The sequence below is a fragment of the Mesorhizobium sp. LMG17149 genome (genome assembly GCF_024518695.1).
Classification (GTDB): Bacteria; Pseudomonadota; Alphaproteobacteria; order Rhizobiales; family Rhizobiaceae; genus Mesorhizobium.
On sequence record NZ_JANIFL010000004.1, the window covers coordinates 146,057 to 165,741 of the forward strand.

The 19,685-nt window shown below is 61.5% G+C and carries 20 protein-coding genes; 15 read left to right on the plus strand and 5 right to left on the minus strand.

Annotated elements, in window-relative coordinates; genetic code table 11:
- Positions 1–36: 36 nt before the first annotated feature.
- The 4 genes from sseA (at position 37) to NP945_RS09820 (ending at position 2,755) form a co-directional block, all read left to right on the plus strand.
- A complete protein-coding gene (gene sseA / locus NP945_RS09805) occupies positions 37–888 on the plus strand; it encodes a 3-mercaptopyruvate sulfurtransferase (protein ID WP_256746219.1) in 852 nt (283 codons plus the stop codon).
- 5 nt (positions 889–893) lie between these two features.
- Complete coding sequence (locus NP945_RS09810) at positions 894–1,457, plus strand: GNAT family N-acetyltransferase (protein ID WP_256746461.1); 564 nt, start codon at positions 894–896, stop codon at positions 1,455–1,457.
- Positions 1,458–1,573: 116 nt separating this feature from the next.
- A complete protein-coding gene (locus tag NP945_RS09815; RefSeq protein WP_256746220.1) occupies positions 1,574–2,131 on the plus strand; it encodes an OmpA family protein in 558 nt (185 codons plus the stop codon).
- 156 nt (positions 2,132–2,287) lie between these two features.
- Positions 2,288–2,755, plus strand: a complete 468-nt coding sequence (locus NP945_RS09820) for a DUF1203 domain-containing protein (protein WP_256746221.1) — start codon at positions 2,288–2,290, stop codon at positions 2,753–2,755.
- 234 nt (positions 2,756–2,989) lie between these two features.
- Here the strand turns inward: NP945_RS09820 and NP945_RS09825 are convergent, their stop codons facing one another.
- On the minus strand, positions 2,990–4,297 hold the full coding sequence (locus NP945_RS09825) for an outer membrane protein (protein ID WP_256746222.1): 1,308 nt from the start codon (positions 4,295–4,297) through the stop codon (positions 2,990–2,992).
- Positions 4,298–4,503: 206 nt separating this feature from the next.
- Positions 4,504–5,619 carry an alanine dehydrogenase gene (gene ald / locus NP945_RS09830; protein ID WP_023812057.1) on the minus strand — a complete coding sequence of 372 codons (1,116 nt, stop codon included), beginning with the start codon at positions 5,617–5,619 and terminating at the stop codon, positions 4,504–4,506.
- A 155-nt stretch (positions 5,620–5,774) separates the two neighbouring features.
- Between ald and NP945_RS09835 the strand changes: the two genes are divergently transcribed.
- Positions 5,775–6,248 carry an Lrp/AsnC family transcriptional regulator gene (locus NP945_RS09835; protein WP_127269076.1) on the plus strand — a complete coding sequence of 158 codons (474 nt, stop codon included), beginning with the start codon at positions 5,775–5,777 and terminating at the stop codon, positions 6,246–6,248.
- Here NP945_RS09835 and NP945_RS09840 read toward each other — a convergent pair.
- Positions 6,245–6,895, minus strand: a complete 651-nt coding sequence (locus tag NP945_RS09840; RefSeq protein ID WP_256746223.1) for a 5-formyltetrahydrofolate cyclo-ligase — start codon at positions 6,893–6,895, stop codon at positions 6,245–6,247. The genes NP945_RS09835 and NP945_RS09840 overlap by 4 nt on opposite strands.
- Before the next feature lie 163 nt (positions 6,896–7,058).
- Here NP945_RS09840 and NP945_RS09845 point away from each other — a divergent pair, with 163 nt between their 5' ends.
- Positions 7,059–8,324 carry an NAD(P)/FAD-dependent oxidoreductase gene (locus NP945_RS09845; RefSeq protein WP_256746224.1) on the plus strand — a complete coding sequence of 422 codons (1,266 nt, stop codon included), beginning with the start codon at positions 7,059–7,061 and terminating at the stop codon, positions 8,322–8,324.
- Between the two features lie 146 nt (positions 8,325–8,470).
- Positions 8,471–10,447, plus strand: a complete 1,977-nt coding sequence (locus NP945_RS09850; protein WP_256746225.1) for a bifunctional 2',3'-cyclic-nucleotide 2'-phosphodiesterase/3'-nucleotidase — start codon at positions 8,471–8,473, stop codon at positions 10,445–10,447.
- 34 nt (positions 10,448–10,481) lie between these two features.
- Here the strand turns inward: NP945_RS09850 and NP945_RS09855 are convergent, their stop codons facing one another.
- Together NP945_RS09855 and NP945_RS09860 are read right to left on the minus strand one after the other, a co-directional pair.
- On the minus strand, positions 10,482–11,480 hold the full coding sequence (locus NP945_RS09855; protein WP_256746226.1) for a glycerophosphodiester phosphodiesterase family protein: 999 nt from the start codon (positions 11,478–11,480) through the stop codon (positions 10,482–10,484).
- A 121-nt stretch (positions 11,481–11,601) separates the two neighbouring features.
- Positions 11,602–12,858: a cyclopropane-fatty-acyl-phospholipid synthase family protein gene (locus NP945_RS09860; RefSeq protein WP_256746462.1), complete on the minus strand. Its 1,257-nt coding sequence runs from the start codon at positions 12,856–12,858 to the stop codon at positions 11,602–11,604.
- Positions 12,859–13,416: 558 nt separating this feature from the next.
- Between NP945_RS09860 and NP945_RS09865 the strand changes: the two genes are divergently transcribed.
- The 8 genes from NP945_RS09865 (at position 13,417) to pdhA (ending at position 19,684) form a co-directional block, all read left to right on the plus strand.
- On the plus strand, positions 13,417–13,707 hold the full coding sequence (locus tag NP945_RS09865; RefSeq protein WP_127323248.1) for a Dabb family protein: 291 nt from the start codon (positions 13,417–13,419) through the stop codon (positions 13,705–13,707).
- Between the two features lie 111 nt (positions 13,708–13,818).
- Positions 13,819–14,709, plus strand: a complete 891-nt coding sequence (locus NP945_RS09870) for a VOC family protein (protein ID WP_256746227.1) — start codon at positions 13,819–13,821, stop codon at positions 14,707–14,709.
- A complete protein-coding gene (kdsA, locus tag NP945_RS09875; RefSeq protein ID WP_256746228.1) occupies positions 14,706–15,566 on the plus strand; it encodes a 3-deoxy-8-phosphooctulonate synthase in 861 nt (286 codons plus the stop codon). The genes NP945_RS09870 and kdsA overlap by 4 nt, the downstream gene beginning before the upstream one ends.
- Before the next feature lie 96 nt (positions 15,567–15,662).
- Positions 15,663–15,866, plus strand: a complete 204-nt coding sequence (locus tag NP945_RS09880; protein WP_256746229.1) for a dodecin family protein — start codon at positions 15,663–15,665, stop codon at positions 15,864–15,866.
- A gap of 86 nt (positions 15,867–15,952) precedes the next feature.
- On the plus strand, positions 15,953–16,318 hold the full coding sequence (locus NP945_RS09885; protein WP_127270592.1) for a PRC-barrel domain-containing protein: 366 nt from the start codon (positions 15,953–15,955) through the stop codon (positions 16,316–16,318).
- 374 nt (positions 16,319–16,692) lie between these two features.
- A complete protein-coding gene (gene eno, locus NP945_RS09890) occupies positions 16,693–17,967 on the plus strand; it encodes a phosphopyruvate hydratase (RefSeq protein WP_127273626.1) in 1,275 nt (424 codons plus the stop codon).
- A 162-nt stretch (positions 17,968–18,129) separates the two neighbouring features.
- The gene (locus NP945_RS09895; protein WP_127270588.1) at positions 18,130–18,453 is read left to right on the plus strand and encodes a septum formation initiator family protein; all 324 of its coding nucleotides are present in this window, start codon (positions 18,130–18,132) and stop codon (positions 18,451–18,453) included.
- Between the two features lie 193 nt (positions 18,454–18,646).
- A complete protein-coding gene (gene pdhA / locus NP945_RS09900; RefSeq protein ID WP_127272717.1) occupies positions 18,647–19,684 on the plus strand; it encodes a pyruvate dehydrogenase (acetyl-transferring) E1 component subunit alpha in 1,038 nt (345 codons plus the stop codon).
- The last annotated feature ends 1 nt before the right edge of the window (position 19,685 follow it).

The window sequence follows — 19,685 nt, forward strand, 5'->3', positions numbered from 1 at the left end:
GGACAGTGATCGCCAAAAAGCGAGCAGGAGAACAAAATGGCCGAGGACAGCCCCTTCACCGTCGACGCAGACTGGCTGCAGCAACGTCTCGGCGAGCCGGGCCTGACGATCATCGACGCATCCTGGTATCTCCCGGCGCAGAAGCGCGATGCGCGCGGCGAGTATGAGTCGGTCCACATCCCGGGCGCACGATTTCTCGATCAGGATGCCGTTTCGGACCCGGATTCGCCCCTGCCGCATACCTTGCCGTCGCCGCAGCATTTTGCCCAGTATGTCGGCGCCATGGGCGTTTCGGCCGATGACACAATCGTCGTCTACGACGGCCCGGGTTTCTTCTCCGCACCTCGGGCGTGGTGGATGTTCCGGGTGATGGGCGTCTTTCAGACCTATATTCTGGAGGGCGGCTTCGATGGCTGGAAAGCCGCCGGCAGGCCGGTGACGACCGAACCGACCAAGATCGCGCCAAGCGTGTTTCATGCCGACTTCGACGCCGGGCGCGTCGCCAGCCTCGCCGACATGCGCGGGATCGTCGACACCAAGGCGAGCCAGATCGCCGACGCCCGTGGACCGGGCCGCTTCACCGGCACTGAACCTGAGCCGCGCGCGGGTATCCGCTCCGGCCATATGCCCGGCGCGCGCAATCTGCCCTATTCGGCGCTGTCGGAAAATGGCGAGCTGCTGTCGAAGGACCGTCTGCGCAAGGTGATCGAGGAGGCCGGCATCGATCTGTCGAAACCTGTCGTCACTTCATGCGGCTCCGGTATTACCGCGGCGGTGGTGACGCTGGCGCTGGAAACGCTTGGCCATACGAACAACAGGCTTTACGACGGCTCCTGGACGGAGTGGGGCGGGCTTTCCGACACGCCCGTGGCGACCGGCAAGGAATGAAGACGATGGAAAACGGCGCGCTGGAAGACATCGAAGTCACGGTGACGTTCCTCGAGATGCATGTGCCTCCGGCCTATTCGCCGCCTGTGCCGTATAACCGTCAGGTCGCGCTGCTGAAGACCAAGGACATTCCGCTGCATTTCTACCGCTATCTGATGGACCGGGTGGGGCGCAAATGGCACTGGGTCAATGTGCTGAGGCTGGATGACGACGAGCTTTCCGCCGGCATCCATCGTGAGGATCGCGACATCAGGGTCCTTTACCTCGACGGCGCGCCCGCCGGCTTCTTCGATCTCAAGCCGCATCTGCCGGAAGAAGTCGAGCTCGCCTATTTCGGCATGATGGAACATGCCACCGGGCAAGGCATCGGCCGCTGGTTCCTGGGCTCCGCGATCGCCGCCGCATGGTCGCATGGGCCGAAGCGGGTGACGGTGCAGACCTGCACGCTCGATCATCCGGCGGCTCTGCCGCTCTACCAGAAGCTCGGCTTTGCACCGGTGGCGCAAAAGAGGGAAATCGTCCATCCGCTGCCTTTTGCCGAGCGCGCGGCCAGCGTCATGCGGCCCTAGACTAGCCGGAAGCTGACACGAGTTCGAATCTGAACCCGCCGTTCATCGGCCCTTCAGGCAGTTTTTGGCATGTTGCCGGCACCATCAATGCGGCCAAGGCCGAAGGAGACGAAGATATGCTGACCCGCCGTACACTTGCCGCCGCGCTGATCGCGGCAATTGCCATGCCAAGCCTCGCCGCAGCCCAGGCGACAACGCCTTCGGCCGCGACGATCGAGCGGAAGCTCGAGGCGGCGCCGCGTGTGAAATTGCAGCCGAACGAGCGCGTCACCATCCGCGAATTCAAGCGGCGCCCGGATTTGCGCCGCATGGCCCGCTCGATCGATATCCAGTCGATCAACTTTGCCTTCGGTTCGGCGGCTATTGCCAACTCGCAATACGACAAGATCGAGACCATTGCCGACGCGCTGCGGCGCATCCTGCGCCGCGATCGCGGCGCCCGCGTGCTGATCGAGGGCCACACCGACGCCGTCGGCTCCTTCCAGTCGAATCAGGCTCTGTCCGAACAGCGCGCCGCTTCGCTTAAGCGCACATTGGTGCGCGAATTCGGCGTGCCGGGTCATGCTCTCGAGACAGTCGGCTATGGCGAAGAGTTTTTGCTGGTGCAGACGCAGAACGAAAACTGGCAGAATCGCCGGGTGACACTGCGCCGCTTCGACGATTTCATCCGTTGAGCCGCAGCTCTGAATTTTAGTTAGCCGGCGCTTTCGACGGGACTTGATGAGAGCCGGTCGCCGACGGGCGACCGGCTCTTCGATATCTGGCAGGAATCGGGTGGGCGGCGAGAGTTCAAAGGGATAATTTCCGGTAGACCACACCGGAGATTTTCCATGACCATCCAGTTCAAAGCTTTGCCGACCGAAGGTGTCAGGACGCTGCAGCGCGGCGGGATTGATGCTTATGGCCAAATGCCCGAGCGAAAGATCTCCGACGGTGACGGCATGCCTTGCCGGCATTGCTTGAAGAACATCGCCGCCGGCGATGCCTATCTTGTTCTGGCGTACCGGCCATTCCCGCAGCTTCAGCCCTATGCTGAAACGGGGCCGATCTTCCTGCATGGCGAGGAATGCGACCGCGCTGCCGAGAGCGAGGCGCTGCCCGAGATTCTCGAAAGCCCCGACTACATCGTGCGCGGCTATGGCGGGGATGATCGCATCGTCTATGGCAGCGGCGGCGTCATCCCGACCACGGCAATTGCTGCACGGGCCGAGACGCTGTTCGAACGCGACGAGATCGCCTACGTCCATGTCCGTTCGGCGCGCAACAATTGCTACCAGTGCCGCATCGAGCGCGCTTGAGGCTGAGATTAGCCGCTGGAAACAGTTGTCGTACTCCCGTCGCATATTCGCGATAGAAAGCTATTGTCGATCGATTTGCCGACCGCGGATGAACCGGCGGTAAATCTCGACATCGAGGAAGCGGGGCTTTGGCTCCGCTTTTTTGTTGCCTGCGTTTGGCGCGGAAAGATTCGAGCAATAAAAAAAGCCCGCCGGCATGGCCGACGGGCTGCAACTGTTTGGCTGGAGGGCCTTTTAGTTGAACTTGTACTTCGCGCCGAGACGCACGGTGTGGAAAGAGGAAGTCGAGGTAAGGGTGTCGTCGGGTGCGCCGAATTCCGAAGAAAAGTCCTTCTCGGCGAACTGCGAATAGCGATATTCGAGGCCAACGGTGACATTGCTGGACAGAGCCGTTTCAAGGCCGCCACCAACCGAGAAACCGCTGGAACCCCAGTCGAGAATGTCGCCGATCGGGTCGGAAGCGTTCAGATCGAAATGCTGCCAGCTGTAGCCGGCAAGCGCATAGGCAAGGGTCGATTCGTTCATCTTCATGCCGACGCGGCCCAGCACATCGAACCCATAGTCGGTATCGACGTTGATCGACCCGCCGCCGAGATCCAGCTTGGAAGTCATGCCGGAGTAGCGTGCATCGACCATGACGCCTGCGACCCAGCTGCCGAAGTCATGATCGTAGCCGACGTTCAGTTCACCAAAGGCACCTTCGCCACCGAGACCATTGAATTCCAGGCCGCCGAGCGGCGGAACGTTGATCTGATGCACGGACGCACCGGCACCACCAGCGCCGCCGATATAGAATCCGGTCCAGTTGTAGGCTGGCGTCTCGAATGCAGCGCCGCCGCCGTTCTGGGCACCGAACCGGTAATTGGCTGCGATCTGGAAAGTATGGCGCGAGGTGTCAAGATTCAGGAGACCGTCCGGAACCCCGACAATGCCAGCCTCGGAAAGAAGATCGTCCTTGGTCCCGAAGCCCGTATAGCGATACTCAGTCTTGATCGTCCAATTGCTGTTGATGGCCGTTTCGATGCCACCTCCGACAAAATACCCGCTCTGATCCCAATCAAAGTCGAAGCCGGCGTTCGTATCGAGCTTGTACTTCTGCCAGGAATAGCCACCCAGCACGTAGCCCAGAGTGTTCGGCGTCAAGAGGTAGCCGAGACGCAGGCCAGCGTCGAAACCGTAGGTTTCCTTGATAGAAGCGTCGAACCCCGTAATGTCCAGCGTGGTCTTGATGTTGCCCACGTGAGCGTCCAGCAGACCTCCGATGAGGAACCGGGGCGAGACCATATAGTCATAGCCGACCGTCAGCTCACCATAGACGCCTTCGCCACCAATGCCGTTCAGCGAGACTGGAATAAAATCGCTGCTGAGCTCGTGTACGTTGGCACCGGCACCGACGCCAAAACCAACGTACAGACCGCTCCAGTTAAAGCCGGCAGCTTCTTCTACCGGCTGCACGACGTCTGCTGCATGAGCAGCAGACATCAAAGCCACAGCAGAAACAGCACCAAGAAGAAAAGATTTCGCGGATGTGCGAATGAACATATGCCCGTACCCCAATGAGTAAACCCAGAATGTCTCTAGCAGGGAGTCGGCCGGTACGGGAATGACAAATATGCAACAATGATGAGCAAAGTGCCGTTGCGTCACATCTTTCGACGCCATGCTTTGCCTGAAAAACAGGCTCGCAAGAAAAAACCCGCCGGCATGGAACCGGCGGGCTGGATTGAAAGGAGCTGTTTTCGCGAAAATCAGGCGGCGAGAACGGCTTTCGGCTCGACCAGTTCGTAGCCGAGCGCCTCGGCGACTGCCCGGTTGGTGATCTTGCCCTTGTGGACATTGAGGCCGTTGCGCAGGTGATGATCGTCGACCAGCGCCTTCAGGCCCTTGTCGGCAAGCTGCAGGCCATAGTGCAGCGTCGCGTTGTTGAGCGCGTGGGCCGAAGTGACCGGCACGGCACCAGGCATGTTGGCGACGCAATAGTGGATGACGCCGTCGACCTCATAGGTCGGCTCGGCATGAGTGGTGGCGTGCGAGGTCTCGAAGCAGCCGCCCTGGTCGATGGCGACGTCGACCAGCACCGAGCCTTTCTTCATGCCCGACAGCATTTCGCGCGAAACCAGTTTTGGCGCCGCGGCACCCGGGATCAGCACCGCGCCGACGACGATGTCGGCTGAAAAACACTCTTCTTCCAGCGCCTCGACAGTCGAGTAACGGGTGTGGACGCGGCCGGCGAAGAGGTCGTCGAGCTGGCGCAGGCGCGGGATCGAGCGGTCGATGATGGTGACGTCGGCGCCAAGGCCGGCCGCCATCCTGGCCGCGTGCAGGCCGACGACGCCACCGCCGAGCACGGTGACCTTGCCGGGCAGCACGCCGGGCACGCCGCCGAGCAGCACGCCGCGGCCGCCATTGGCCTTCTGCAGCGCCGTGGCGCCGGCCTGGATCGACAGGCGTCCGGCAACTTCCGACATCGGCGCCAGCAACGGCAGGCCGCCACGGTCGTCGGTCACGGTCTCGTAGGCGATTGCCGTCACGCCGGACGCAAGCAGGCCCTTGGTCTGCTCCGGATCCGGAGCAAGGTGAAGGTAGGTGTACAGGATCTGGCCTTCGCGAAGCTGCGCCCATTCGCTGGGCTGCGGCTCCTTGACCTTGACGATCATGTCCGACCTGGCGAACACCTCGGCGGCCGTCTTGGCAATCGTGGCGCCGGCGGCGCGATAGGCGTTGTCATCGGCGCCGATGCCGGCACCGGCCCCGGTCTCAACCAGCACTTCGTGGCCATGGGCGACATATTCGCGGACCGAGCCGGGGGTGAGGCCGACGCGGTATTCGTGGTTCTTGATTTCCTTGGGGCAGCCGACGCGCATTTTCTTCTCCTGATCCGGCCCTTTGGGCTCGTTCCCTGTATGGATGGAGTGAACCACGAATCGTTGCGCAGGTGTTTGCGAATGCGCTTGCGCCAACCGGCAGGTTTCGATAATCGTTGCGCAAAATAGCTGGATATTCGCAGGATTCACGAAAAATGCGGCTCGACAGGATTGATATCGCCATTCTCGAGGCTTTGCAGAAGGATGGCAGGATACCCAATGCGGCACTGGCCGAGAAGGTCGGCCTGTCGCAGTCGGCCTGTTCGCGCCGGCTCGACAATCTGGAGAAATCCGGAACCATCCGCGGCTACCATGCCCGGCTTTCCAATGCAGCACTCGGCCACCAGATGACGGCGATCGTGCACATATCGCTGTCGGGACAGTTCGAGAAGACGCTCTCGGATTTCGAGGCGGCGATCAAACGCTGCCCGAACGTGCTGTCCTGTCACCTGATGTCGGGCGAGTACGACTACATCCTGCGGATCGCGGCGAAGGATCTCGTCGACTATGAGCGCATCCACAAGGAATGGCTGTCGGCGATGCCGCATGTGACCAAGATCAATTCGTCCTTTGCGCTACGCGAAATCGTCGACAGGACCGCCATGGGCATGAAGCCGGAAATGGCCTAGGCCTCCGTTACCACCCGATCCATCGGGATATCGTGCGGCTGCGGGTAGATGGTCGCGATGCGTTGCAACTCGTAGCCGACGCCGATGACCAGCGGCTTGAACGGCATCGCTGCCAGCGTGCGGTCGAAGAAGCCGCCGCCATAACCCAGGCGGTAGTTCTGGGGATCGATGCCGACGATCGGCGAGATGACGATGTCCGGCAGCACCGGATCGCCCTCGGCCGGGATCGGGATGTTCCAGACACCTTTCTCCAGCCGGTCGCCCGCTTTGTAGGCGCGGAAGATCAGCGGGTGCCCCTTCTCGATGACGATGGGCAGGGCGGTGCGGCCGCCGCGTTCGTTTATGGACGCCATCCAAGGCCGCAAATCCGGCTCGCCGCGAAACGGCCAGTAAAGACTGACCATGCGTCCGGCGATCTCGCCGATGATCGCGTCGAGACCATCGGCGATGCGTTGCGACATTACCGTTCGGGCGTCAGCGGAAACCGCCAGCCGGGCAGCGATCAGGCGCTCGCGCTCGGCCTTGCGCCAGCGCCTGACGTCGGTCCAGTCGCTCGAAGGCGCACGGAATTCCGGATCGAGCTCGTGCATGAAACAGGGCGGCGAAGAATACTGCGCCGGAGCATCGTCGTCACGATCGTTGGCCATGCCTCACCTCATCGCGTGTTCGATGACGCTATACCTCGCGATACGATACAACATGTGCATTCACGACATGCAACGACGAGTCTCGGGCACCGTCCATCTGTTGCTGCATTGCACAAAAATACCTACATCCAGGACAGGCAATCTTGCCATCGGGGTGAACGAAATGAATGAAGCCAGGCATCATGTCGTCGTTGTCGGCGCGGGTTTCGGCGGTCTTGAGTTCACCCGTGCACTTGCTGGCGCTCCGGTGCGCATCACCATGATCGACAAGCGCAACCATCACCTCTTCCAGCCGCTGCTCTACCAGGTGGCGACGACGGCGCTGGCCACCTCCGAGGTTGCCTGGCCGATCCGCCACCTCCTGCGCAAGCGCAAGGATGTGACGACGCTGCTCGCCAATGTCACCGGTGTCGACCGCGCCGGCAAGCGCGTGCTGCTCGATGACGGCAGCGCGGTCGCCTACGACGCGCTGGTGCTCGCCACCGGTGCCCGCCACGCCTATTTCGGCCACGACGAATGGGAGCCGTTCGCACCGGGCCTGAAGACGCTGGAGGACGCCACCAGCATTCGGCGGCGAATTCTCCTGGCCTTCGAGCAGGCCGAGCGGGAGACCGATCCCGCCAAGCGCCGGGCGTTGCTGACCATTGCGATCGTCGGCGGCGGGCCGACCGGCGTCGAGCTTGCCGGCACCATCATCGAGCTGGCGCATGACACGCTGCGCGGCGAATTCCGCAACATCGACACGCGGCAGACGCGCGTGGTGCTGATCGAGGCCGGCGACCGCATCCTGGCCAATTTCGCACCGAAGCTTTCCGACTATGCCAGCAAAGCGCTCGAGCGGCTCGGCGTGACGGTCGAGCTTGGCCGGGCCGTCACGCGCTGCGACGCCGAAGGTGTTGTGTTTGGCGATAAGCAACTGGCAGCCCGAACGATCCTGTGGGCAGCCGGCGTTGCCGCTTCGCCGGCCGCTGAATGGCTGGGAGCGAAGGCGGACCGCGCGGGCAGGGTGCTGGTCGAGCCCGATCTGACTGTATCTGGCAGCCCGGAGATTTTTGTCATCGGCGACGCCGCCCTTGTGCTGCGGCCCGATGGTCGGCCGGTGCCCGGCGTCGCGCCTTCCGCCAAGCAGGAGGGCCGACATGTTGCGGCCACCATCAAGGGCAGGCTCGGCGGCGACACGACCGCGCGTCCTTTCCATTACAGGCATGCCGGCGATCTCGCCACGATCGGCAAGCGCGCCGCGGTGATCGATTTCGGCTGGCTCAAGCTGACCGGCTGGGCGGCCTGGTGGCTGTGGGGAGTGGCGCACATCTATTTCCTGATCGGTTTTCGCAACCGGCTTGCGGTTTCGCTGAGCTGGCTATGGATCTACGCGACAGGCCAGCGCAGCGCGCGGCTGATCACCCAAGGCGACGACGACAAGGGCTGATTTCCTCACCCCGATCGTTCATCGGCACGTCATCCGTTGCTGATCGAGTGGCGGCTTCATGCGCGCGACTTGTTGAATGGACTTAAGCAGGTTTCAGAGCGAAGTTCGCTTCGGGGCAGGGCTTGTCAGTTGTCGAAGGAGAAAACATGTCGCAACTGCTCCATCCCATATCCCGCCGCGATCTCCTTGCGGGCGCCGCCGCAGGGGCACTGATCATGCTGCATCCATTCTCCGCCCGCGCTCAAGGCAACCAGGCCCATCTCCGGATCATGGAGACCACCGACATCCATGTGAACGTGCTGCCTTACGATTACTACGCCGACAAAACGAACGACACGCTGGGCCTGTCGCGCACGGCGTCTCTCATCGATGCTGTGCGCAAGGAAGCCGTGAATTCGATGCTGATCGACAATGGCGACCTGCTGCAGGGCAATCCGATGGGCGACTACATCGCCTATGAGAAGGGGCTGAAGGACGGCGACCTGCATCCGATCATGAAAGGCATGAACCTGCTTGGCTACGAGTGCTCGACGCTGGGCAACCACGAGTTCAACTACGGCCTGTCGTTCCTGGATAAGGTGCTGGCCGGCGCCAATTTTCCCTTCGTCTGCGCCAATTTGATCCGCGGCACCGAGCTTGCCGCGAACCCGCGCGACGACAAGCTCTATCTCAAGCCCTATGTCATCCTCGACAAGAAGATCAAGGACGGTTCGGGCGCCGAGCAGCCGATCAGGATCGGCATCATCGGCTTCGTGCCGCCGCAGATCATGGTCTGGGATCTCAAGAACCTCGAGGGCAACGTCAAGACGCGCGACATCGTCGAGGCGGCCAAGGCCTGGGTGCCGCAGATGAAGGAGGAGGGCGCCGACATCGTCATTGCGCTGTCGCATTCCGGCATCGACGTGAAGCAGGGCGACATGATGGAGAACGCCTCGTTCTTCGTCGCCGGCGTCGATGGTATCGACGCGGTGTTCACCGGCCACCAGCATCTGGTGTTCCCCGGCAAGAAGGATTTCCAGTCGCTCGACGGTGTCGACACGCAAAAGGGCACGCTGCAGGGCAAACCCGCCGTCATGGGCGGTTTCTGGGGCTCGCATATGGGGCTGATCGACCTGATGCTGGAGCGTGACGGGTCGAAATGGAAGGTCGTTTCAGCCACCTCCGAAGCGCGGCCGATCTTCGAACGCCTCGACAACAAGAACAAGCCGACTGTCCCGGACGACAAGCGCATCATCGCGGCCCTCGAACAGGACCACCAGGCGACGCTGGCCTATGTGCGGCGTCCCGTCGGCAAGACCTCCGCGCCGCTTTATTCCTTTTTCGCGCTGGTCGCCGACGATCCGTCGGTGCAGGTCGTCAGCCAGGCGCAGACCTGGTACCTCAGGGATATCCTCAAGAACACGCAATGGAAGGATGTGCCGCTGCTGTCGGCGGCCGCGCCGTTCAAGGCCGGCGGGCGCAACGGCGCCGACTACTATACCGACGTGCCGGCAGGCGATATCGCCATCAAGAATGTTGCCGACCTCTACCTCTATCCCAACACCGTGCGTGCGGTCGAAATCACCGGTGCGCAGGTCAAGGAATGGCTGGAAATGTCGGCCGGCATCTTCAACCGGATCGAGCCTGATAAGGCCGACCAGGCCCTCATCAACACTGATTTTCCGTCCTACAATTTCGACGTCATCGACGGCGTCACCTACAAGATCGATCTGTCGCAGCCGTCGAAATACGATACCAAGGGCGGGCTGGCCAACGCTGGCGCCAATCGCATCGTCGACCTGAGTTTCGATGGAAAACCAATTGATCCTAAAGAGAAATTCGTCATCGCGACCAACAATTATCGGGCTGGCGGCGGCGGCAATTTCCCCGACATCAATGCCTCGAAGATCATCTACGAGGCGCCGGACACCAATCGCGATGTCATCGTCCGCTATATCGTCAGCGAGGGCACGATCAACCCGTCGGCGGACGACAACTGGTCGTTCGCACCGCTGCCTGGAGCCAGCGCCGTCTTCGAAACCGGCCCCAGGGCCAAGGATTTCATTGCGCAGGTGAAATCGCTGAAGATCGAACCGGCGGGCGAGGGCGAGGCGGGCTTCGCGAAATACCGCATCCTGCTTTGAAGGGTGGGCTGCGGGGCGGCTCGATCCAAGCCCCTTACGGCGTGGATTGATCCGAGCCGAAACGTTCCTTGATGTCAGGCATGACGAGATCCAGCGCATCCGTGGAAATGCCGCCGGAATAGCCGTCCGGCAGTTGCTTGATCAGTTCGGGATCGTCGAGCCCTTGCGAAAAGTCGCCGCCGGAATAAGGGCCGAGCAGATAGACGCGGCTGTCGACTCCTTGCATGCGATCGAGAAACCGGTTCGGCCACCCCCACATCCATTTCGCGACGTTGACGGGGATGAGCAAGGTGCCTTTGCGGCAGGCATCCGGAACGTAGCCGGTCCAGCCAATTGCGGCATAGCGCAGGATGCATTGCGTCACCGATGCGCGGCTTAGCGTATGCATGTCCGGCAGCGCAGCCTTGACCGCGGCAATCGGCTTGTCGCCGCCATAGACCGAGAGATAACCGCGCTCGGCTGGTGCCAGCGTGGCAAGCCATGCGGCCAGCTTTTCGCCTTCGCCCGGATCGTTGCTCTTGACGTTGATGTTGAAGCGGCGGGCCGGGAAGTGCGTCAGAACCTCATCCAGGGATGGCATCATGCCGATACCTTTGCCGCGGAATGGAAAGGTCTTGCCGCCATCCGCCGTATAGCCATAGCCGACATCGAGGGCCTTCAACTCGGCCATGGAATGGCTGCGCGTTTCTCCCGTGCCTTCCGTGCGGCAATCCAGCGTCCAGTCATGGAAGACGGCGAACTTGCCGTCCGTCGTCGGGTGAACATCCAGTTCGAGCGCGTCGGCGCCCAGCGCAAAGGCGGCCTCCATCGAGGGAATTGTGTTTTCGAGGTAGCCATGGCGCGGCGGCAACATGCGACTGGCGGTACAAGTCTGTCCTGTCATGCCTGCGCGCAAATAGTCCTGGGCAAGGCCGCGATGGGCAAGCATCTCCGGCTTGCCGGCGGGGCGACTCGATAACAGCGAGGTGTTGTTGAGCCAGATGCCCACCGCAGCGACAACAATGACGCCGAAGAAGATCGTCCGTCTGCGCATCAGGTGATTTCCGATTCGTCCGTCCTGCGCGGCATTCTGCTTCGCGATCGGACTTTTTGACGGCGCCGGCGCGGCGATGTCGAGATCATGCTCGACATAGCCTGGTCAAGAGCGTGTCGGCTTACGCCTTGTAGACCACCTGGCGCACGTCGATGTAGCTGGCGCGGAAGCCAGCCTCGCAATAGTGCAGGTAGAACTCCCAGAGTTTCTTGAAGCGGTCGTCGAAGCCGAGCGGGACGATCTTTTCCCATGACGCCCAGAACCGGTGGCGCCACTCGGCAAGCGTGCGCGCGTAGTCGTCCGGAAACACGCGCTCGCGCAGATGGGCAAGGCCATGATCCTTGCCGAGCGCCTTCAGAATCGACGGCGTCGGCAGCATGCCGCCCGGGAAGACGTAGCGCTGGATGAAATCCGGCCTTGCGCGATAGGTGTCGTAGGCGGCTTCGTTGATGGTGATGATCTGCAGGCCGGCGGTGCCGCCAGGCCTCAGACAGGCCTTCATCTTGCCGAAAAACACCGGCCAGTATTTCTCGCCGACCGCCTCGAACATCTCGATCGAGGCGATGCGGTCATAGGTGCCGGTTTCGTCGCGATAATCCTGCAGCTTGATGTCGACCTTGTCGGCAAGACCAGCCCTGGCGATGCGAGCCGTGGCAAAATCGTGCTGCTCGCGGCTGATCGTCAGCCCGGTCACGCGGCAGCCGATCTCGCGCGCCGCGAATTCGGCGAAGCCACCCCAGCCGCAACCGATTTCCAGCACATGGTCCTTCGGACCGATCCCTGTATCCTTCGCCAGAGCGCGATATTTGGCGGCCTGGGCGCCTTCCAGGTCGTTGGCACCGGTCGTGTAGAGCGCCGAGGAATAGGTCATGCTCGGATCGAGCCATTCCTTGTAGAAGGCGTTGCCGAGGTCGTAATGCGCCGAGATATTGCGTTTCGAACCGGTGCGCGTGTTCTGGTTGAACCAGTGGCGGATGCGCTGGACGGTGTTGATCAGCCAACTGGTGCCGCCCGCGATACTCTCGCCAATGACCGAATTGACCACGAACAGCTCCAGGAAGCTGGTCACATCAGGGCTTTCCCAATCGCCGTCCATATAGGATTCGGCAACGCCGATCGTGCCGCCGGAAAAGGCGCGGCCGGGCAAGCGCCAATTCTTCAGCACCAGTTCGGCATCTGGGCCAGGTCCCTTGCCGCCGACGAGCACGGCGCGGCCGTCCGGCAGCCTCACCCTGAGCGAACCGCGAGGCAGGTTCATCGCCGCCGACAGCACCATGCGCGCTTTCGCCGGCAGACCTTTGACGATCTCGGCGAAGTTGAATTCATCGAGCCTGACCGCGTCGCTCAATGCTACGCTAAAATGTTCCTTTTGCGCCATCTCATGCCCCTGGATTTCCGCGGTGCCGGCGCAAATTGCCGGACCACGGTTCTCTTGGATCATTCGCCAGCTTCGAACGCCGCCGCGACCGGTTCGTCGGCGAGCGGGCTCGAACGAAGTGCGCGCCCCCTACCAGAGCTTCAGCGCTTCCCGGTGAATCCGTGCGACAATCTTCCACGTCATGCGGGGAAACTTCAAGGGGCAGGCTGCAAGCGGGGCTGTGCCAAGCAGATTGCTCGCGCCGGCGGGCATCTATGCCTTTGCACAGCCAAGGCGCAGCGCGTCAAAAAAACGCCTATGGCCGCAGAATTCCGTGTGCGATAGATTTAGCCATGCGTTATGTAATCGTCATTGCCGCCATCGCGTTTTTCCTGATCTGGGATGGCATGTACAATCAGGGCCGCTATCTCGACACCGCTGTGAGAGAACTTAGCCATGTTGTGCGATATGTTACCAGCAAAGCTTAACTCCAGTGGCAGCAGCCGCGACATCCTTGTCGATTGACGCCAACGTCCTGCCGTCACAAAAGACCCCGGCACTTTGATAGAGGAGGCGGGGTTGATCCGGCATATCGTTTTCTTCAGCGCGCGGCGAAAAGAGGATGTCGAGGCTGTGCGCACCGGCTTGCTGGCGCTCGGCGACATTCCTCATTCCAGCCTGTTCGAGGTCACGCTCAACACCAAGGTGGATCCGCTGTCGGATGAGGTCGACGTGGTCGTCTATGCGGAGTTCGTCGATGACGCCGCGCTGGCCGCCTACAAGGCGCACCCGCTCTACGCGCAGACCACCAGCAAGGTCAAACCAATGCGTGAACTGCGCTATTCCGCCGATGTCGTCGCGGGGAGCTGATCGAACCTGCTCCAGGGGCGCCTTTCGACGTCCGGTGAATTGACGGGCGAACTGGCCGGTATTGCGATCAAGTCTTGAACGGCTTTGCGGAATGATGCACATCGCGCCTGCATGACCAGAACCGCAGCCGCAGGCACCCATCCGCTCGATCATCTGGTGCTGCCGACGCACAGCCTCGATGTGGCGCGAGCCCGGCTCACCGCGCTTGGCTTCGTCGTTGCCCCGACCGGTATCCATCCGTTCGGAACGGAAAACTGCTGTGTTTTCCTGGCCGACGGCACCTATCTCGAACCTTTGGCGGTCGGCGACGAGCAGGTGGCGGGAAAGTCTATCGCAGACGGCAATGTCTTCGTCGCGCGTGATCGCGCCTATCGCGACAGCAACGGCGACGAGGGATTTTCCGCCATTGTTCTGGGCACGGGCAATGCCGATGCCGACCATGCACGCTATGTCGATGCTGGCATCTCGGCGGGAGACATGCTGGGTTTTTCGCGCGCCTTCACCGACCCGGCCGGCAAAAGCGACGTCGCGTCGTTCAAGCTCGCCTTTGCGGCCGGAGCCGAGGCCACGGACGCCTTCCTGTTTGCCTGCGAGCGGGTCAACGCGCCTGATGTTGATCGCACGGCTTTGCAGGCCCACGCCAACGGCGCGACCGGAATTGTCGAGATCTTGGCGGTCAGCGATGCGCCCGGAAAGCAGCATGGGCTGATTTCCGTGGCGGTGGATGATCCGGCCGCCGACGGGCAGGGCGGCATTTTTCCCTTGCCGAATGCGGATTTGAGCGTGCTTGACCGCGCGGCTTTCACCGCGCGCTTCGGCCTGCCGGCCGGCGCGCCGACAGATCTACGCTGCGCAGCGGTGGTCTTTTCGGTTCGGAACGCCGATGTGACATCGAGGCTGCTTGCAGCCAATTCCGTCCAACACGATATAGCGGGCAATGATATCGTCGTGCGGCCTGCACCCGGACAGGGCGCGGCCTTCATCTTCCGGGAGATCCCATGAGCAAGCCGCAACCGTCCAATTCGATGGCGCCCAATTCGTCTGTAGCCGTCGGCAATGTCGTCTTCGACAACAGGGCGGCTTTGTCCCTGATCGCCGGCCCGTGCCAGTTTGAATCGCGCCAGCATGCCTTCGACATGGCCGGCGCACTGAAGGAACTGACCGGCAGGCTCGGCATAGGCCTCGTCTACAAGACCAGCTACGACAAGGCCAACCGCACCTCGCTGTCGGCGACGCGCGGCGCCGGCATGGACGCAGCCCTTCCCGTCTTCGACGAACTGCGCAAGGAATTTTCGCTCCCCGTGCTGACCGATGTCCACACCGAGGAGCAGTGCGCCATCGTCGCGCCGCATGTCGACGTCCTGCAGATTCCGGCTTTCCTGTCGCGCCAGACCGACATGCTGGTCGCCGCGGCGAAAACCGGCAAGGTGATCAATGTGAAGAAGGGGCAGTTCCTCGCCCCCTGGGACATGAAGAACGTCGTCGCCAAGATCACCGGTTCCGGCAATGCCAATGTGCTGACCACCGAGCGCGGCGCCTCCTTCGGCTACAACACGCTGGTCTCCGACATGCGCGCTCTTCCCATCATGGCCGAAATCGGCGCGCCGGTGATCTTCGATGCCACCCATTCGGTGCAGCAACCGGGCGGGCAGGGTGGGTCCTCGGGCGGTGAACGTCGTTTTGTCGAGACGCTGGCGCGCGCGGCCGTCGCTGTCGGTGTTGCCGGCGTGTTCATCGAGACCCACCAGGATCCTGACAATTCGACCTCGTCGGATGGTCCGAACATGCTGCCGTTAAAGGACATGCCAGCCCTGCTCGAGCGGCTGATGGCATTCGACCGTATCGCCAAGGGCCTCTAAGGCCGGACGCATACCCTGCCGACCGCCGGCGCTTGTGGAAGGCACGAGCCGGCTATACGCTTGCCTTGCAACTGAGCGTTTTGGCAGGAGGAAGCCATGTCCGTCGCCCGCGTCACCGAAATCACATCGTCGTCGAAGAAGAGCTTTCAGGACGCCATCGAACAGGGAATTGCGCGCGCCTCGAAAACCCTGAAGAACGTCGAGGGCGCTTGGATCCAGGACCAGAAGATCGTCGTCCAAGACGGCAAGATTGTTGCTTATCGCGTCAATATGAAGGTTACCTTCATCCTCTCGGAGTGACCGGGCGTCGCCGAAAAAGTCGGGAACCTTCGCCCGCGCCCCTCATTGTCCAAGTATGGTTCTAAACCACAATGAGGAGCACAATCATGACAACCCAGACAGGTCACACCCAAGCCATCGCCGCTTCACGGGTCATCGGTACATCGGTCTACAATACCGAAGGCACGAGCATCGGAAGCATCGAGGATGTGATGCTCGACAAGATGACGAACGGCATCATGTTCGCGGTGATCGGTTTTGGCGGCTTCCTCGGCATTGGCGAAAAATATCACGCCATTCCGTGGGCGAGCCTCGACTATGATGAGGACAAGGGCGGCTATGTCGTGCCGTTTTCCAAGGAACAACTCAGGGCGGCGCCTGCCTATTCGATCAACGAATTGAGCGGGGCGGATGGCGAGGCGGCGCGCGACGAATCTTACAATTACTACAAGGTCACGCCTTACTGGCATTGACAGCAACGACAAAGCGGCCCCGTCGAGAGACGGGGCCGCTTTGTATTCTGGCTTATTCGCTGACGTGTAAGGGGGCCATCGCCTTCGGCGGCGACTGCTGATTGTCGCACGACGTCAGGAATGCCGCCGCGATCAGGAACAGACTCACGATACCACTCAACTGGGACATGGCGAAACTCCTCCTGTTTCGCCCCGCGCGCTGCACCTTAACCGGAAGTCAGCCGACCGTGCATGACTTATGATGACAGCGATTTGCGCTTCGTGAATCGTTCAGAGGCTGATGCCGCGGCAATAATTGCCGGCCGGCCGATTGCCTTTTGCAGCACTTTGGCTAAGACGTGCGGCATTCTTCAGATCAATCGAGGACATCGCAAATGACCGCCATCATCGACATTGTCGGGCGTGAAATCCTGGACAGCCGTGGAAATCCGACCGTCGAGGTCGATGTCATTCTCGAAGACGGCTCGATGGGCCGCGCGGCGGTGCCGTCGGGTGCTTCGACCGGCGCCCACGAGGCCGTCGAACTGCGCGACGGTGGCGCCCGCTATCTCGGCAAGGGCGTGCTCAGGGCCGTCGAAGCGGTGAACGGCGAGCTGTTCGAGGCCATCGGCGGCATGGAAGCCGAAAACCAGATCCATATCGACCAGACCATGATCGAGCTTGACGGCACGCCCAACAAGAGCCGGCTTGGCGCCAACGCCATTCTTGGCGTTTCGCTAGCGGTGGCCAAGGCGGCCGCCGATGCCGCCGGCCTGCCGCTCTACCGCTATGTCGGCGGCACCAAGGCGCATCTCCTGCCGGTACCGATGATGAACATCATCAATGGCGGCGCGCATGCCGACAATCCGATCGATTTCCAGGAATTCATGATCCTGCCGATCGGCGCGCCGACGCTGCGCGAAGGTGTCCGCTGGGGTTCGGAAATCTTCCATACGCTGCGCAAGAAACTGAAGGACGCCGGCCACAACACCAATGTCGGCGACGAGGGCGGCTTTGCCCCGAACCTGAAAAGCGCGCCTGTGGCGCTCGATTTCATCATGGAATCGATCGAGCAGGCCGGCTTCAAGCCGGGCGACGAGATCGCGCTGGGCCTCGATTGCGCCGCGACCGAGTTCTTCAAGGACGGCAACTACGTCTATGAGGGCGAGAAGAAGACGCGCGATCCCAAGGCCCAGGCCAAATACCTGGCCAAGCTTGCCGCCGACTATCCGATCATCTCGATCGAGGACGGCTTGGCCGAGGACGACTGGGAAGGCTGGAAGTACCTGACCGACCTGATCGGCAAGAAGACGCAGCTGGTCGGCGACGACCTGTTCGTCACCAATACGGCGCGGCTGCGCGACGGCATCCGCATGGGCGTTGCCAATTCGATCCTCGTCAAGGTCAACCAGATCGGCTCGCTGACGGAAACGCTCGACGCCGTAGAGACCGCGCACAAGGCCGGCTACACTGCCGTCATGTCGCACCGCTCGGGCGAAACCGAGGATTCGACCATCGCCGATCTCGCGGTTGCCACCAATTGCGGACAGATCAAGACAGGCTCGCTGTCGCGCTCCGACCGCATGGCCAAGTACAACCAGCTGATCCGCATCGAGGAAGAACTCGGCAAGCAGGCAAGCTATGCCGGCAAGTCGGTGGTCAAGGGCTGATCCAGAAACACCGGCTCATCGATACCGGACAAAAGGGCGGGAGCATTCCCGCCCTTTTTTGTTTCGACGCCGCCCAACAGGTCACCCGTAACCGTCCGTTAAGCACAATCGGGCGAAAAAGACGGGGAGCCGCATGAGTTCGTGGCCGCGAGGATTTGGATCATGTGGACGCGTCAGCACAAGCAGAGAAACACCGGCCGACTGATCATTCCCTCGCTTTGCGTGGCGTTCCTGGCCTATTTCGGCTTTCACGCCTATCACGGCGAATTCGGCATCTATTCGAAATATCAGCTGGAAGCCCAGACGGTGGCGCTGCAAGGCCAGCTCGATGTGATCAAGGCGCGCCGCATGGAACTCGAGCGCCGCGTTCGGTTGATGCATGAAGGCACGCTCGAAAAGGACATGCTCGATGAGCAGGCACGCAAGGCGCTCAATCTGTCCCAGGCTGACGAAATCACCATTATGTTGCCGACCTCGTCGAAATAACTGATTTCAAGTTAATCATCAATATTTTCAATGATTTTAATCGCTTAGGCGCATGCCAGCTATGCAAATTCAGCATGGCGCAACGCTTTGACGCGTGTTAGCCTCCCTTAAATCGGTGGGGAAGAGCTGATCTCCCCAGAGCAGATTTCATCTGCTCTAATGTCCACAAAGAGACGCCAACAGGGAGTGATGCATGGCCACCGCCGCCAGAAAAGCGCCTGCCAAATCCAAATCCGACGGTAAATCGGGGCTTTCGGCCCCCAAGCCTGCCGAATTCACCAAGGACGAAGAGCTTGCCGCTTACCGGCACATGCTGCTCATCCGTCGTTTCGAGGAAAAGGCCGGCCAGCTTTACGGCATGGGTTTCATCGGCGGCTTCTGCCACCTCTATATCGGCCAGGAAGCGGTCGTCACCGGCATGAAGATGGCACTGATCGATGGCGATCAGATGATCACCGCCTATCGCGACCACGGCCACATGCTGGCGATGGAACTGTCGCCGCGCGGCGTCATGGCCGAGTTGACCGGGCGTCGGGGCGGCCTGTCCCGGGGCAAGGGCGGCTCCATGCACATGTTCTCCAAGGAAAAGCACTTTTACGGCGGCCACGGCATCGTCGGCGCGCAGGTGTCGCTCGGCACGGGCTTGGCCTTCGCCAACCGCTACCGCGACAACAACAATGTTTCGCTGACCTATTTCGGCGACGGCGCGGCCAACCAGGGCCAGGTGTATGAAAGCTTCAACATGGCCTCGCTGTGGAAGCTGCCGGTGATCTACATCATCGAGAACAACCGCTATGCCATGGGCACCTCGGTGTCGCGCTCTTCGGCGGAAACCAATTTTTCGCACCGTGGCGCCTCGTTCAAGATTCCCGGCATCCAGGTCGACGGCATGGATGTCCGCGCCGTCAAGGCCGCCGGCGACCAGGCGACCGAATGGTGCCGCGCCGGCAACGGGCCGATCATTCTCGAAATGCAGACCTACCGCTATCGCGGTCACTCGATGTCCGACCCGGCGAAATACCGCTCGAAGGAAGAAGTGCAGAAGATGCGCTCGGACCATGACCCGATCGAGCAGGTCAAGGCACGGCTGATGGAAAAGAAGTGGGCGACCGAGGACGAGCTCAAGACCATCGACAAGGAGGTCCGCGACATTGTCGCGGATGCCGCCGAATTTGCCCAGAACGACGCGGAGCCGGATCCGTCCGAGCTCTGGACCGATATCGTATTGTAAC